Annotated in this window: 16 protein-coding genes; 10 read left to right on the forward strand and 6 right to left on the reverse strand. The window is 32.1% G+C overall.

The genetic code is table 11. The features are described from left to right. Positions 1 to 26: 26 nt before the first annotated feature. From IR010_RS19490 to IR010_RS19510, 5 genes are all read right to left on the reverse strand, one after another. Positions 27 to 2,783 (reverse strand): outer membrane protein assembly factor, encoded by a 2,757-nt coding sequence (locus IR010_RS19490; protein ID WP_194570553.1) that lies wholly within the window; start codon positions 2,781 to 2,783, stop codon positions 27 to 29. Beyond that, entirely contained in the window at positions 2,716 to 3,456 is a 741-nt protein-coding gene (locus tag IR010_RS19495; RefSeq protein ID WP_029273187.1) for an isoprenyl transferase, read from the reverse strand. The genes IR010_RS19490 and IR010_RS19495 overlap by 68 nt, the downstream gene beginning before the upstream one ends. A gap of 4 nt (positions 3,457 to 3,460) precedes the next feature. Beyond that, complete coding sequence (locus IR010_RS19500) at positions 3,461 to 4,144, reverse strand: DUF6089 family protein (protein ID WP_029273188.1); 684 nt, start codon at positions 4,142 to 4,144, stop codon at positions 3,461 to 3,463. Between the two features lie 173 nt (positions 4,145 to 4,317). Next, on the reverse strand, positions 4,318 to 5,205 hold the full coding sequence (locus tag IR010_RS19505) for an NAD kinase (RefSeq protein WP_029273189.1): 888 nt from the start codon (positions 5,203 to 5,205) through the stop codon (positions 4,318 to 4,320). Positions 5,206 to 5,296: 91 nt separating this feature from the next. Then, complete coding sequence (locus IR010_RS19510; RefSeq protein WP_029273190.1) at positions 5,297 to 5,956, reverse strand: CBS domain-containing protein; 660 nt, start codon at positions 5,954 to 5,956, stop codon at positions 5,297 to 5,299. Between the two features lie 117 nt (positions 5,957 to 6,073). Between IR010_RS19510 and IR010_RS19515 the strand changes: the two genes are divergently transcribed. The 8 genes from IR010_RS19515 (at position 6,074) to IR010_RS19550 (ending at position 14,010) form a co-directional block, all read left to right on the forward strand. Then, positions 6,074 to 6,787 carry a pyridoxine 5'-phosphate synthase gene (locus IR010_RS19515; protein WP_194606032.1) on the forward strand — a complete coding sequence of 238 codons (714 nt, stop codon included), beginning with the start codon at positions 6,074 to 6,076 and terminating at the stop codon, positions 6,785 to 6,787. A gap of 130 nt (positions 6,788 to 6,917) precedes the next feature. Next, positions 6,918 to 7,682: an alpha/beta fold hydrolase gene (locus IR010_RS19520; RefSeq protein ID WP_029273192.1), complete on the forward strand. Its 765-nt coding sequence runs from the start codon at positions 6,918 to 6,920 to the stop codon at positions 7,680 to 7,682. Positions 7,683 to 7,734: 52 nt separating this feature from the next. After that, positions 7,735 to 8,079 (forward strand): phage holin family protein, encoded by a 345-nt coding sequence (locus tag IR010_RS19525; RefSeq protein WP_029273193.1) that lies wholly within the window; start codon positions 7,735 to 7,737, stop codon positions 8,077 to 8,079. A gap of 114 nt (positions 8,080 to 8,193) precedes the next feature. Beyond that, positions 8,194 to 9,516: a trigger factor gene (locus IR010_RS19530; protein ID WP_194606034.1), complete on the forward strand. Its 1,323-nt coding sequence runs from the start codon at positions 8,194 to 8,196 to the stop codon at positions 9,514 to 9,516. A gap of 325 nt (positions 9,517 to 9,841) precedes the next feature. Continuing rightward, positions 9,842 to 10,516, forward strand: a complete 675-nt coding sequence (gene clpP, locus IR010_RS19535; protein ID WP_029273195.1) for an ATP-dependent Clp endopeptidase proteolytic subunit ClpP — start codon at positions 9,842 to 9,844, stop codon at positions 10,514 to 10,516. 165 nt (positions 10,517 to 10,681) lie between these two features. After that, entirely contained in the window at positions 10,682 to 11,914 is a 1,233-nt protein-coding gene (gene clpX / locus IR010_RS19540; RefSeq protein ID WP_029273196.1) for an ATP-dependent Clp protease ATP-binding subunit ClpX, read from the forward strand. Between the two features lie 219 nt (positions 11,915 to 12,133). Beyond that, positions 12,134 to 13,552: a hypothetical protein gene (locus tag IR010_RS19545; protein ID WP_194606036.1), complete on the forward strand. Its 1,419-nt coding sequence runs from the start codon at positions 12,134 to 12,136 to the stop codon at positions 13,550 to 13,552. Further along, positions 13,540 to 14,010, forward strand: coding sequence for a hypothetical protein (locus tag IR010_RS19550; protein WP_029273199.1), 471 nt, complete (start codon positions 13,540 to 13,542; stop codon positions 14,008 to 14,010). Before IR010_RS19545 ends, IR010_RS19550 begins: the two co-directional genes overlap by 13 nt. Positions 14,011 to 14,301: 291 nt before the next feature. On the opposite strand, the gene IR010_RS19555 is transcribed toward IR010_RS19550, so the two are convergent. Next, positions 14,302 to 15,267, reverse strand: coding sequence for a GlxA family transcriptional regulator (locus tag IR010_RS19555; RefSeq protein WP_194606038.1), 966 nt, complete (start codon positions 15,265 to 15,267; stop codon positions 14,302 to 14,304). 142 nt (positions 15,268 to 15,409) lie between these two features. On the opposite strand from IR010_RS19555, the gene IR010_RS19560 reads away from it, so the two are divergent. Further along, on the forward strand, positions 15,410 to 15,820 hold the full coding sequence (locus IR010_RS19560) for a VOC family protein (RefSeq protein WP_194570547.1): 411 nt from the start codon (positions 15,410 to 15,412) through the stop codon (positions 15,818 to 15,820). A 6-nt stretch (positions 15,821 to 15,826) separates the two neighbouring features. Continuing rightward, positions 15,827 to 16,246 (forward strand): SRPBCC domain-containing protein, encoded by a 420-nt coding sequence (locus IR010_RS19565; protein ID WP_228515208.1) that lies wholly within the window; start codon positions 15,827 to 15,829, stop codon positions 16,244 to 16,246. Positions 16,247 to 16,274: the final 28 nt, after the last annotated feature.

Genomic DNA, 16,274 nt, shown 5'->3' on the forward strand with positions numbered 1-16,274 from the left:
ATGATTTTTAACCAAACGGGAATTTTCTAGAATTGTTGTCCAATAATGAAATGAGTTTCCCAACCATTTGCCTTATTGGTAACAGAACCAGGAAGAGCATCAAATCCGTAACCCATATCGATACCCAATAATCCGAATGCCGGCATGAATACACGTAAACCAAAACCTGCAGAACGACTTAAGTCAAACGGGTTATAATCTTTAAAAGTTGGGTATGATGAACCTGCTTCCAAGAACGCTAATCCATAAATAGATGCTGATGCTTTTAATGTAATTGGATAACGCAGCTCCATAGAGAATTTGTTGTAAATAGTTGCTCCAATTTGCTCACCAGCCGCATTTACTGGAGTTAGTGAATTATTAGGATAACCTCTTAACTGAATCGTTTCTCTACCATCCATTGAGTAATTCGCCATTCCATCTCCTCCTAAATAAAAACGTTCAAATGGTACGACACCTCTAGATTGGTCATAAGCTCCTAAGAAACCAAACTCTGTTAATGTTCTTAATACTAATTTACCATAAACTTTAGTATACCAGTCTGCTTTAAACTTAATTTTGTAATATTCTAACCAATTGTATTTCTTCTGATCGACTTTTGCAATATCTGTATCAGCACTTGCAAAGTCAGAACCAACACTATTATAAGGAGGAGAACCATTAACACTAGCAGCGGCAACTACATAATCACCAGTGTTAAGAGGCTGTCCGTTTGCGCCTGATGTTGGCGTTCCTGTATATTGTGTTTTGTATTCTTTTTGATTTTTCAAATCGCCATAATCAATTCCATTAAATAATGAATATGGAGGTGTTACTTTTGCCGAAATACTAAATTCTGAACCATATGTTGGGAAGATAGGATTCACTCCTTTATTACTTCTTGAAAGTCCAATTGTATACGCTAAGTTTCTTGAAGCTCCGTTACCAAAAGTAAATAACCCTGTGTTATAATTGTTCAAATCATAATGTTGGTAACTTACTGATTGTGATAAAACGAAATAATCATCTGGCACTGTCAGCCTTTTAGCCAATCCGACTTGTATTGTAAAAATATTAAAACTTTTGCTTTTGTCTACACTTCTTGTAATATAATTGTTCAAGAATTGTTTACTATACGAAATAGAAGAGCTGAACTGTACTGGTTTTTTACCTCCAAACCATGGTTCAGAGAACGATAAACTATACGTCTGAAAGTATGTACTTCCTTGTAAACGAAGCGCTACTTTTTGACCGTCTCCCATTGGCAATGGCTTGTACGATTCTTTGTTAAAAATGTTTCTCGCTGAGAAGTTGTTAAATGAAAGCCCTAAGGTTCCGATGAAACCTCCACCACCATAACCTCCTTGAAGCTCAACCTGGCTAGATCCTTTTTCTACAAGTTGGTATTCGATATCAACTGTTCCTGCCGCAGCATCAACATTTCTAAATTCAGGCTTGATAGATTCAGGGTCAAAGAAACCTAATTGACCAATCTCACGAATTGTTCTAACTAATTCTTCTTTACTGTATTTATTTCCTGGTTTAGTTCTTAATTCACGATAAATAACGTGATCGTTTGTTTTGTCGTTACCTGTAACGTATATTTTGTTGAAATAAGCGATAGGACCTTCTGTAACTCGAATTTCAAAATCGATTGTATCATTTGCGGTTCTTACCTCTACAGCATTAATATTAGAGAACAGGTAACCGTTGTTCTGGTACAAGTTTGTAATATCTTCAGCGTCTGGTTTAGTTTTGTCTGCAATTCGTTTTTCAAGTAAAACTCCGTTATAAGTTTCTCCTTTTTTGATTCCTAAATAACGGTTTAATTGTTGATCAGAGTATACTGTATTTCCTAAGAATTTAATGTTTCCGAAGTAGTATTTGTTTCCTTCTTCTACATTAATTTTAATAGCAAGCATATTTTTTTCTTTGTTGTAAGCAACAGAGTCATATATAATACGAGCATCGCGATATCCTTTTTCTTTATATGCAGCTACTACTTTTTCTAAGTCACTTTTGTATTTTTCAGGAATAAATTTTGAGGCTTTTAAAACACGGAAAAAGTTTTTTTCTTTCGTGTCTTTCATTGCTCTTTTTAATTGAGCGTCAGTAAGTTGTTTGTTTCCTATGAAATCAATACTGCTTATTTTTACCTTATCGCCTTTGTCAACCCGAACAAGCATATTTACTTGATTTCCGGCAATAGTGTCAGGTGTATTTGTGATAGTAACTTTTGTGTTATAAAAACCTTCTTTTTTATATTTATTTTCGATATAATTTTTGGTAGTTGTGATTAAGTTTTCGTTGACAATTTTATTTTTTGTCAAGTTGTTATCCTTAATTAATCCTTCTACCTTACTTTTCTTGATACCAACAAATTTAACTTCGTTTAACTTAGGAAGTTCAACAATATTTAAGTCCAGGTAAATGCTGTCATTTTCTACCTTATTAATGTAAAAAGATATCTCATCGAACAGGCCAAGTTTGCCTAATTTTTTGATTGCGCCACTGATTTCTTCACCAGGAACGGTTATTTCCTGACCTTTTTGAAGACCAGTAAAAGTAACCACGGTTTGTTCATTGAAGCTTATTTTACCAACAACAGAAACTTTAGCAAGAATATATTTTTTTCCTTGATCAAAAGGAACTCTATCTTGTGCTTTTATTTGTGAAAAACTACCCAAAAGAAGTAGGGTAAGGACTATTTGTACTCTTTTTTGTAACACTAAAAAATTATTTAATTTGTTCACTGGTTTTTCCAAATCTACGTTCTCTTTTTTGATAACTAATAATAGCCTCATATAAATCTTGATCTTTAAAGTCTGGCCACAAGACGTTAGTAAAATATAATTCTGCATAGGCTATCTGCCACAGCAAAAAATTACTTATTCTATGTTCTCCACTTGTTCGTATTAATAAATCTACATCAGGTAAATTTTGCGTGTAAAGATGCTCATTTATAATTGAATCGTCAATAGTGTCTATTGAAATTATATTATTTTTAACTTTATCGCTGATGATTCTAACGGCATTTACTAATTCTTCTCGTGATCCGTAACTTAAAGCCAGTGTTAGCGTGAGGCGTGTATTGTTTTTAGTTTTATCAATAACGTCTAAAAGTTCTTTTTGGGCTGATTTTGGTAATTTCTCAAGATTTCCAATTGCATTAAGACGGATATTGTTTTCTTGTAAAGTAACAAGCTCCTTTTTTAAAGAATTGATCAATATTTTCATCAATGCATCGACTTCTAATTTTGGCCGATTCCAGTTTTCTGTCGAAAAAGCGTATAATGTTAAGTACTCAATACCAATTTTGGCACAAGTTGTAATTGTTTTTTTTACTGATTTTGTTCCATTTTCATGTCCAAATGCACGTAAAAAACCTTGTTGTTTGGCCCAACGACCATTTCCGTCCATAATAATGGCCAGATGTTTGGGTAAATTTGTGTGGTCTATAGAGTCTAGTAAATTCATTTTATTATTCTGCGCAATAGCAAGGTTTTTGTCCAAAGGTATACGTTAAAGTAATACCAGAGAAAACATACCAGTCATTATTATTTAAATTTCCAAAACGCAATGGCGATAAATTGCTATTGCTTGGATTACTTCCGTCGATATCATCTGTGAAGGTGTAGCGGGCTCCAACTTCAGCAGCTAAAATTAAATGAGGCGTTACGTTTGATTTGATTCCTAATGTCATAGGTATAGCAAACGAATTTGAATTTTTATCTTTTCTAGTCTGGCCTCCTGAAATGTATAATTCATCATACATAAAGTAACTTAATCCTGAATATATATAAGGAGTAACTTTTGGATGATAATCATGAAGGTTAAAGTCGAAAAAGTTGAATTCTAACCCAGCAGAAAGCTCTTTTACTTTATTTTCAAAGCTATAGCCTCTATTGCTTCGCCCTGTTTCTTTTGAGTCTGCATCATTTCCAGCAATTGTCGATTGTGTATAGGAAAAGCGATACGCATGACGCGGACTCTTATTCCATTTATACAAAACACCAAAAGCCAGTTTTTCAGGAGCAATATAAGTTGTGCTTCCTACGTCTCCTACAAAGTTGCTTCCGCCAAGAAAAACACCAATCTCATTGATTTGAGCATTTAGTGTAATAAAGGGGAAAAAACATAACAATAAATTAAAAATTTTCTTCATTTAATTCAAAATTGCGTGCAAATATAATAATTATCGATACGAATCAACGTCGCTTTGGTTAAATGTGCTTTTTTTTCAATTTACAATATGATTTTGAGACATTTAATGAGGATTCGATACATGCAGAACGAGAAAAAGTAGTATTATCGTATAGTAGGTCTCTAGAAAAAGGCTTAATTCCTTTTGTCTTCTCCCCAAAGCAATTTGTTTCTCAATGTTTTTAAGAAAGTTTCGCCTGGAATTTCAACCATTTTTATTTTAAAATCTGTTTTCTTAATCGTCAAAACCGATTCATTTTTTACAGAAGCTATTCTGGAGTCTAATGAAACTAAATATTGATCTTCCCTTCCAGATACGCGAAGTTTAATTTCAGTATCATCAGGAATGACAAGTGGCCTGGCAGTTAAATTATGAGGAGCAATAGGTGTAATTACTAAACTTTTAACCTCTGGGGTTAATAATGGTCCTCCGCAGCTCAAAGAATATCCTGTAGAACCAGTTGGTGTTGAAATAATCAAACCATCTGCCCAATAAGAATTTAGATATTCATTATTCAAATAGGTTTCAACGGTAATCATCGAAGTAGTATCTTTTCTGCTTACTGTTACTTCATTCATTGCGAAGTTTAAGTGGTCTTCGATTGCATCGTTTTTTGGATCACAGGTTAAACTCAATAAAGTTCTTTCAGAGATGGTATATTTTTTATCAATAACAAATTGTAAAAAGGTGTCAATGCTTTCTTTAGGAACAGTTGCTAGAAAACCTAATCTTCCTGCATTAATACCTAATATTGGTACACCAGAATTACGAACTAAGGTTGCTGCTCTTAAAATAGTTCCGTCGCCTCCAATACTAATTAACATTTCAAAACTATCATCCAATGAATTGCTGGAGGAAAAAGTTTTGTATTCTTTTTTTATAAGTTCTTTTTCAAAGAGCATTTTCAAAAAAGTTTCTTCAATTACCATTTCGACATTATTTGAGTTGAAAAATGCAAAAATATCTTTGATAATAGGTTCGGTACTGTTTTGATAATACTGTCCGTAAATAGCTACTTTCATTTTTTCTAATTAGATAATGAGGAAATGTGTTAATTTTATAATTTATTTAGTTGAGATCATTTTCTAATTTTCTCCTTGACCAATTTCTAATTTATATATTAAGGTATTTGTCTAAATAATCAGAACGCTCTTTTAAGCTATTGATATAAGCATCTTCTTGATGCTCTGAAATAATTTCATAATTATAGCGTCTAAAAGTCTGTATAATTTCATTCATTGGGCCTACGCCAATTTTTACTGTAATATGTACATTTTCTAAATCCGCTTCAGATATAAAACAGCCAAGAATTTTACCGTTATTGCTTTCTACAATCTGAGCAACTTGTCCCATTGAATAGTCTAAAAGTCCTTTTTGAACAATAATAATACCGCCTTGTTCTTTTAAAAAGGGAGTTTCCTGAAAGAATTTCATGATATCTTCCATTTCATAATAGCCTATATAGGTATTATTTTCATCAAGAACGGGAACCGTGTTAGTGTGATTTTTTGCAAAAACCTCTAAAACGTCTAGCCACATCATCGATTTTCTGGCAAAGAAACGCTCTAAAGTATATTTGTAATCAATCGCTTTTTTGTCGGTATCAAAAGTTTCAACATCATCAGAAGCGATACTTCCAATGAAGATTCCGTTTTCCAAAACTGGAAAATGTGAAAAATCCACATCAGCAAAAAAGTCCTGAACCGATGCTATCGTTTCCTGGCTGTCAATCGCTCTGAAATCATTGGTGATATAGTTTGTAATTTCTGTCATAAATCAATTGAAGATATTTCATTGCAAAATAATCAAAAAATACCAAAAACTGCTACGTTTTACTTTGTATTTTTGTCGTAACAAATATAATGTTACTAGAATTAATTATCTATTTATATGACAAAGTTAAGTGTAAATATCAATAAAATTGCAACCTTAAGAAATGCACGTGGCGGAAATGTTCCTGATTTACTAAAAGTGGCAACTGATATTCAGAAATTTGGTGGCCAGGGAATCACAATTCATCCGCGTCCAGACGAACGTCACATTCGTTATCAGGATGCACGCGATTTAAAAGCAATTGTATATACAGAATATAATATTGAAGGAAATCCGCAGCATAACTTTATCGATTTGGTTTTAGAATGCAAACCAACTCAGGTTACTTTAGTTCCTGATGCAATAGGCGCCATTACTTCTTCTGCTGGCTGGGATACTATAAAAAATCAGGAATATTTAACAGAAGTTATTCAGGAATTTCAACGAAACGGAATCAGAACTTCAATTTTTGTTGATCCGGTTTTAGAAATTATTGAAGGTGCTAAAAAAACTGGGACGGACAGAATTGAATTATATACTGAAGCTTTTGCACACCAATACGATTTAGGAAATAAAAACGGAATAGATCCGTACGTAAAAGCTGCAGAATTAGCAAACAAATTAGAGTTGGGAATAAATGCTGGCCATGATTTAAGTCTAGATAATATTCAGTTTTTCAAACAAAATATCCCAGGCTTATTAGAAGTTTCTATAGGACACGCTTTAATTTCTGAAGCGCTATATCTAGGTTTAGATAATGTGGTGAATATGTATTTGAATAAATTGAAATAATATTTTGTAAAGGCATATTCTCAGATATACACAAAAAAAACAGGGAGATTCTCAAAGAAATTTTTGTGTTTCTCTGTGTAAAAAACCTTTGAATCTTTGTGGAATAAATTTTTCAATAAAAAATTATATGATGTTATACTCAAAAATAGAAGGCGAAGGAAAACCATTTATTATCATGCACGGATTTCTGGGCATGTCTGATAATTGGAAGACTTTGGCAGGACAGTATGTAGAAGCTGGATTTCAGGTTCATATTTTAGATTTAAGAAATCACGGGCGCAGTTTTCATTCAGACGAATGGTCTTATGAAGCGATGGTGCAAGATGTTTTCGAATATTGCCAAGCAAATCAACTGTCTAAAATAGATATGCTAGGACATTCGATGGGAGGAAAAGTTGCAATGCTTTTTGCAACAACACATCCTGAAATTGTAGATAAATTAATTGTGGCAGATATTGGTCCGAAGTTTTATAAACAGCATCATCAAGATATTTTGGCAGGTTTAAATGCAGTTGATTTTTCGGTTAAACCGAGTAGAAACGATGTTGAAGCAATTGTAGCGCAATATGTTTCTGATTTTGGAACACGCCAGTTTTTATTAAAGAATTTATATTGGATTGAGCCAGGACAATTGGCCTTTCGCTTTAATCTAGCGGTTTTCAATAATAACTTAGAAGCCATCGGAAAAGCTTTGCCAGATGATTTGGTTTTTGATAAACCTACCTTATTTATAAGAGGAGGAGAATCGGGCTATGTTTTAGATTCAGATTTTGATTCAATACGCCAACACTTTCCTAAAGTCGAGTTTGAAACTATTCCAAATGCAGGACATTGGCTTCATGCCGAAAATCCGAAAATGTTTTTTGAATTGACGGCTGGGTTTTTGAAAGAGTAATGATTTTGATAAAAATTTTATTACTTTTATTAAAAATTTAAACCACAAAAATATGAAACTATTACTCAGACTTCTTGTTACCGCAGCCTTGGTTTTGTTAATTGCAAACCTTTTGCCGGGAGTGCATGTTGCCAGTTTTACTACTGCAATTATTGTTGCAATTGTTTTAGGATTACTAAATCTGTTTATAAAACCAATATTAGTAATTTTGACTTTGCCTGTAACAGTAATTACTTTGGGGCTCTTTTTATTAGTTATAAACGCAATCATTATTTTGCTGTGTACTAATATTGTTGGAGGTTTTGCAGTAGATTCGTTCTGGACAGCATTATTCTTCAGTATCATTTTGTCTATCCTTCAATCTATCACATATAAAATATTGGGAGACGATAAATAATCGAAATAAAGCAGACTAAAAACCGCTTCAAATACAATAGATTAAAAACTTGGTTGGGTTGCAAAAATTTTATAATTTTGCAACCCAATTTTATTATGTAAATTAAAGAAGAAGATGGATATTAAAAGAGTAGCAATAGACGCTGTGAACGAAACGATTGTAATGACAGTTGTTCACATGGATTATAAAGGTCAAGTAGCAAAAAGAATAAACGAAAAAATGCCATTGGCTACTGTAAAAGGTTTTAGAAAAGGACAAGTTCCTAAAGATCTTGTTGAAAAACAATACGGAAAAGCAATTAAGCAAGAAGAAGTTAAAAAAGTAGTTGATTTGGCTTTAGAGCGTTTCATTCAATCTGAAAGATTAAATCTTTTAGGAACTCCTCTTGCTAAAGAAAACGAAAACTTTGATTGGGATGCTGAAGAACTAACTTTCGAATACGAAATTGGTTTGGTTCCTAACTTCGAAATTGATTTAGAAGCAAAAAATAATATCGTAAAATATATCGTTACGGCTGATGATAAATTAATCGACGGTCAAGTAGAGCGTATCCAAAAACAATTCGGAAAAGCAATTCCACAAGATAAAGTTGATGCTGATTCTGATTTAACTGGAACTTTCTCAAACGAAGAAAAAGGAATTAATAATACAACTACAATTTCTGTGTCTACTTTCAACAAAAAAGCTGGAGATAAATTCATCGGTAAAAAAGTTGGAGATGTGGTTACAGTAAGTACAAAAGGTTTATTCGAAGACGATCACCAATTAATGGATTACTTAAAAGTAGCTCATGACGACGTTCACGGTTTAGATATCGAAGTAAACTTTACTATCGAGGCTATCAACGGAGCTGAATTGGCTGAATTGAACCAAGAGTTATTTGATAAACTTTTTGGTGAAGGAAAAGTTGCTTCTCTTGAAGATTTAAAAGCTAAAATTAAAGAAGATGCTGAAGCACAGTTCGCACAGCAAGCGGATCAAAAATTATTATTAGATGTTCAAGATTTCTTGATCGAAAATACAAAATTTGATTTGCCAGCTGCATTCCTTAAAAAGTGGCTTCAAACTGTTGGAGAGAAAAAACTTTCTGCAGAAGAAGCTGAAGTTGAATACGCAAGATCTGAAAAAGGTTTACGTTTTCAATTAATCGAAGGAAAAGCAATGGCTCAAAGCAACATCCAAATTACTTTTGAAGATTTGAAAGCTTTTACAACAAACGCTATCAGACAACAAATGGCTCAATTTGGACAAACAAATCCAACTGACGAAGAAGTTCAAGGAATTGTGGCTAGAGTTTTATCTAACCAAGAAGAAGTAAAAAGACTTTCTGAGCAAGTTGTTGCTGAAAAATTGTTAGAGGTGTTTAAAGAAAAAGCAAATCCTACAACTAAAGAAGTAACTTACGAAGAATTTATTGCAGCTTCTTACGGAGAATAATTGAAGTCAAAAGTTTTAAAGTCAAAAGTTGTTCAGCATAGAGCAGCATGTAAGCTCTATTTTAAAATTTAAGATTTTATTACAGAAACCGAAAGATAAAAAAAGTTATATTTGAGCGTCAAAAAGATATTTTTGGCGCTTTTTTTTTGTTTCAAATTTTATTTTGTTTCAAGTTTCAAGTTTTCGAACTTCAATAAACCTGAAACCTAAAACTTGGAACCAAAAAAATAGGACAAATTGGCATCCCTTTATAAAAAGGTATGAACTTTGTTTTAGCAGTTTAAGTCACTTTCCGACTTAGACTTTCAAACTTTAAACTAAAAATATGAACTACGGTAAAGAATTCAAAAAATTTGCTACAAAGCACCAAGGAGTAAACGCAATGTATTACGATAAAATCGTAGCAGCGATGAACCCAACAAACATGACTCCATATATTATCGAAGAGCGCCAGTTGAATGTTTCTCAATTAGATGTTTTTTCAAGATTAATGATGGACAGAATTATCTTTTTAGGAACTGGTATCGACGATCAAATCGCGAATATTGTTCAGGCTCAGTTATTGTTTTTAGAAAGTGCTGACGCATCAAAAGACATTCAAATTTATTTAAATTCTCCTGGAGGAAGCGTTTACGCAGGATTAGGAATTTATGATACAATGCAATACATCAAACCAGACGTAGCTACAATTTGTACAGGTATGGCAGCATCTATGGGAGCTGTTTTATTATGTGCTGGAGCAACAGGAAAACGTTCGGCTTTGCCACATTCAAGAGTTATGATTCACCAGCCATCAGGAGGAGCACAAGGTGTTGCAACAGATATGGAAATTAATTTACGTGAAATGCTGAAATTGAAAGATGAATTATATCATATTATTTCTCAACATTCAGGTCAGACTTTTGATAAAGTGCATAAAGACAGTGAGCGCGATTACTGGATGAAAGCTGACGAAGCAAAAGAGTACGGAATGATTGATGAAGTATTGAGAAGAGGATAAAACTTAGTTTCAAGTTTGAGTTTTCAAGTTGCTATAATTAACTTGAAACTTGAAGCAAATAAAACTTGAAACAAAAAAATAAAGTTAATAGGTTGCTAAGTTTTTGATGTTTTAGTGATAAATCTCAGAAACTTAGTAACTTTGCAACTTAGTAACTAAAAAAGAATGGCTAAAGTAGTATTAGAATGTTCGTTTTGTGGAAGAAAAAAGCCAGAAACCAATTTATTGATTGCAGGCATTAATGCACATATCTGTGATAAGTGTATCGAGCAGGCACACGGAATTGTATTAGAAGAATTAAAATCAAGCGGAAGTGCAAAATTAGTTGGTGACTTAATTTTAAAGAAGCCAAAAGAAATTAGAGCTTTCTTAGACCAATATGTTATTGGTCAAGATCAAACTAAAAAAGTAATGTCGGTTGCAGTTTACAATCATTACAAACGTTTAATGCAACAGCAATTAGACGATGAAGTAGAAATTGAAAAAAGTAACATTATTATGGTAGGTCAAACCGGAACCGGAAAAACATTGGTAGCAAAAACTATCGCTAAAATGTTAGATGTTCCCTTGGCTATTGTTGATGCAACTGTACTTACAGAAGCGGGTTATGTAGGAGAAGATGTTGAAAGTATTTTAACTCGTTTATTACAAGCCGCTGATTATGATGTAACCAAAGCAGAAAGAGGAATCGTTTTTATTGATGAAATTGATAAAATTGCCCGTAAGAGCGATAATCCATCAATTACACGTGACGTTTCTGGTGAAGGTGTTCAGCAGGCTTTATTGAAATTGTTAGAAGGAACTGTAGTTAACGTACCGCCAAAAGGAGGACGTAAACACCCTGACCAAAAATTTGTTGAAGTAAATACTCAAAACATCTTGTTTATCGCAGGTGGAGCTTTTGATGGAGTAGAACGTATTATTTCGAAACGTTTGAACCGTCAGGCTGTTGGATATTCGACTTCTAAAAATGTAGATAATATCGACAAAGACAATTTACTACAATATATTATACCAAAAGATATTAAAGATTTTGGTTTGATTCCGGAGATTATTGGTCGTTTGCCAGTTTTAACGCATATGGATCCTTTAGACAGAGAAACTTTGCGTGCAATTTTGACACAGCCTAAAAATGCTTTAATCAAACAATATCAAAAATTATTTTTAATGGATGATGTTGAGTTTAATATTACGAACGAAGCATTAGATTTTATTGTTGATAAAGCTTTAGAATACAAATTAGGAGCTCGTGGATTACGTTCGTTATGCGAAGCTATTCTAACTGATGCGATGTACGAACTGCCAAGTTCTGATGATAAAGTTCTGACAATTGATAAGGATTATGCAGAACATACATTAAGTAAAAATTTATTGAAGCGAATGGAAATTGCTTCTTAAAGATAATTTGATTTTTATAATTCATAAAACCTGCTCAATTATTTTGAGCAGGTTTTTTTATTTAAGATTATTAATTTAATTTTTTTCTTACTTATTATTTAATCATTGGATTAAAATTATATTTTTGGATAGTAATTTAATATATCTATTGTGAGCCAGATTTATAAATATTTAATATTCTGTTCTGTATTATTATCATTTTCTTGCAACAAGGAAGAAATGACTGAGAATGGTAAGATTGCAAGTATAGATCGAGTCAAAAATGATTTAGATCTGAGTAAATTTTCCAATGTAAATATCTCTGAAAATGTAGAAATAAATTGGAAAAATATAAGAGTGACAAAAAAGGACAGTCTTGAGATATTCGAAATTGAAGCAAATGAAAAAACAGCTACTAGGTTGCAGTCTAATTTTTTGCAGAATAACATACAATACCAAATTGTTACAATTAATTCAGAAAATCAGATTTATTCTTATTTATTAGAAATATTCGGAGATAAAGACAGTGCTCTTTATCCTGAAACAATTACAAAACTGGATTTTTTTAAGGGAACCTTGAATGTATTTTCATTAAAGGGAAAAAATTTAGGTTCGTTAGGAATTTCAAAAGGAGGAGCTAAAAATATTTCAAAAAACGATAATTTGGATATTTTAGCAAAAACAATAAATATGTTTTTAACTAATTCAAATTTGACGAACCGAATTCCACCATGTAATACTCCTTATTATCTGCCTATGCAGTTTACTGTTGACTGGTATAAAGAAGTTTCAGTCGACGGGCGTATCCTAACTTCGTATACTTATGAAAAGACCACAACAAAAACTGAGCTGGTACTGATGTCATATCCATGTGATGCATTACCCAGTGAAGTGAGTCATGCGTATACGAAAGCAGTAATTAATGATCATGGAGCCGGTGGTGGGATATCAAATTTTACAAATACTATACTTACAGATCCTTCCTTTGCAAACAACCCTTGCCTGACCGCCGTATTTAATAAATTAGGAGGTTCTCCAACTTTTCAAAATTATTTAAAGAAATTTGATAGTGATTTTTCTGTGGCAGATTTAAAGCTAAGTGTGGGTGTTGATGCTAGCCACCCAAATGTAAGTGCTGTAACATATCAGCCTGACAACGGACTAATAGAGATTAGATTTAATCCTGGAAAATTAAATACACCTCCTCTAAATATAGCTAAGAATTTTGCACATGAAATTTTACATGCAGAAATGTTTGAAAAACTTTTAAAGCTTTCTGGGAAAAAAGAAATCCCATGGTCTCCAGAATTTATTGAAAGTATTCGTAATGATGAACCTAAAATAGTAGAATATTATACAATGTATTGGTATGATATTCCGATTGGAGGATCAATTTCTGATCCTCAACATGAATATATGGCACAACTTTCAATTAATACTATTGTAAGTGTACTTAAAGAATATGATAATACACAATCTGAAGATGTTTATATTGCTATAGCTTGGTGGGGATTGATGGGAGCTGGAGAACCTAATTTACTAACTGGTCTACCTCCGCAACCTACCGTGGCTTGGACAAATTTGCCTCAAACAGAAAGAGTAAGACTTATAAATATTTATAATAATTTTAAAAATACAAATGCACCATGTCAACAATAAAAATAATTTTTATTTTTTTATTTTTAAATTGTTTCTGCTTGTCATTTTCGCAAGCAATGAAAAAACGAAGTGATATAGTAGTTTATTTAGATTTAAAAAATAAAGCACTGAGAGAATATACTATCGATAAAGATACGATGAGTGCTCATTTTAGCATTTATATAAAAAAATATGAATGTAAAAAAGAGAGAGATAAGGCAAGTGAAATTTATAATAAAAGGATAAAAAACAGAAGAACAAGTGGAGAAAATCCTAGCGAGGTGAGTCTTCCTATTTTTTCTATTGGGTTATATGTTTTTAATCAAAAACCAGAAAAATTAAAATCTCTTAAAGGTATTAAATTTACATCAATCAAACAGTTTCAAGATAGTATTGATTTTGCAACAAATCCTACTTATGTCATTCATAAGTTAAAAGATGGTTCGTATTTAAAATGGAAAACAACTCCAATGGATTGATACAACGAATGAATTATATGTTATAGAAATTACTTTTTTTATAAAGCATATAAGTTGTTGCATCATTTATTATTTTTCTTACTTTTGACAACAATTAAAATCTAAAACTCATCAATCATGAATAAAACAATTGAAGATTACAGTACTAGTTTATTACTTTGGCAGGTTATAAATATTATTGGGTTTTTAATCATTTTATATTTATTGTATTTGCTGATAAAGGTTTTAAGAAAGAAACTTAAAGAAAAAATTTAAGTTAAAATAAAAAGTCCAGTTGTCGTTGAAAATTTTTTATTGAACTCTGAACTTTTCTCGATATTCAATAGGTTTCATACCAACCATTTTATAAAATACTTTTCTAAAAGCCTTCGGGTCGTTATAACCAGTTTTTTCGATAATTTCAGAAATCGAAAGCTGTGTTTGTTCTAAATATTTCTTAGAACTTTCAACTCTTATATTTTGCAGATATTCAATTGGCGGAATTCCGGTTACTTGTTTAAATCTTCGTGTCATGTTCCGCGCACTTGTCGGAATATCTTTGGTGATCTCTTCTAATTTTTCGATAGTGCTGTAATGACTTTCAATTTTTTGCTGTAACATGGCAACCAGAGTATCATTGTGCAAATGATTCGGTCGAAACGTACTAAAATAACTTTGTTTGTATCGGTTTAAATCAATAGAGAATATTTTAGCAATTTGAACAGCAATTTCATTGCCGCAATATTTCTGAACCAAAAGAATTAATAAATGAAATGTTGAGGTTGAGCCGCCACTTGTATACAAACTTCCGTCGGCAGTTAACGTTTCTTCCGGTTTTAATTTTACCAGCGGGAAAGCTTTTGTAAAAGCACTGCAGGCATCAACATGTGTTGTGGCTAATTTTTCATTTAATAATCCGGAAGCGGCAAACAAAAATGCGCCAGTACAAAAACTTGCTAATTCGGCTCCAGATTCGTGCTGTTTTTTAAGCCATGGAATAAAATTTTTGTTCTTCGCGATCATTTCGCTCATATTATCAGTAGTGAAAGCTGGAATTAAAATCAAATCCAGAATTTCTTCAGAAGCTTCAATCGATTGTACTTCATAACCAAATAAATGTTTTTCGCTAATTTGTTCGGCCGATTGAAATACCATAATCTCAAAAGGTTTTTCTGTCTGCTTACTTAATTTATTAGCTGTTTCAAAAACTTCTAAAATCGCAGCGATACTCAATAATTTATAGTCGTGCGGTACAATTAAACCTGTTTTTTTACTCATGTTATTTGATTTTTAGAAAGTTGCTTTCTGTACAAAAATATAAATTTTGTCTTAAATGACCCTAAAGTTGACTTTTAATGTATCATAAAGCCAATTGTAATATTCTAAATTTGTTTTAAATAATTTGTAAATTTATATAAAGATGGAAACAAAAATTTTCTTAAATCTTCCTGTAAAAGATTTAAATCGGTCAATTTCATTTTTTACCCAATTGGGTTTTTCATTCAATCCACAATTTACAAATGATAAAGGAACCTGTTTAGTTATTGGCAAAAACATCAATGCAATGTTGCTTACTGAGGAGTTTTATAAAACTTTTACCCATAAAGAGATTTGTAATACAGCAACCACTAACGAAGTAATTATTTCGGTACAAATTGAAAGCCGTGATAAAGTAAATCAAATTATTGAGGATGCTGTAAAAAATGGAGCGACTGAATATTTAGAAGCCAAAGATTATGGATGGATGTATTACCGATCTTTTTTTGATTTAGATGGACATCACTGGGAATTTTCTTTTATAAATGAAGATCAAATTCCAGATAAAATGTAAACTCAAATGGATAAAATGATAACAGTTCAAAATACCATAAATGCAACTATAGAGAAAGTTTGGGATGTCTGGATATTACCAGAACACATTATGATTTGGAACATTCCTTTTGCAGATTGGCATACTCCATATGCAGAAAATGATCTGAAAGTGGGCGGTAAGTTCAAATTTACAATGGCTTCAAAAGATGGAAGTGAGGGCTTTGATTTTGAAGGCGTATATACTAAAATTGAAAAATTTTCATTAATAGAATATCGACTTTTAGATAACAGAACAGCTAGTGTTCGTTTTGAAAATTTAGATACTAAAACAAAACTAACCGAGACATTTGAGCCTGAATCTAAAAATTCTGAGCAAATGCAAGAGCAATTTTGTAAAGGTGTTATTCTGAATTTCAAAAATTATGTTGAAAATTTTAAAAAATAAATCAAGCTAAAAAATAACAAGCAAACAA

Source organism: Flavobacterium sp. MR2016-29, from assembly GCF_015350695.1.
In the GTDB taxonomy this organism is placed as follows: Bacteria; Bacteroidota; Bacteroidia; order Flavobacteriales; family Flavobacteriaceae; genus Flavobacterium.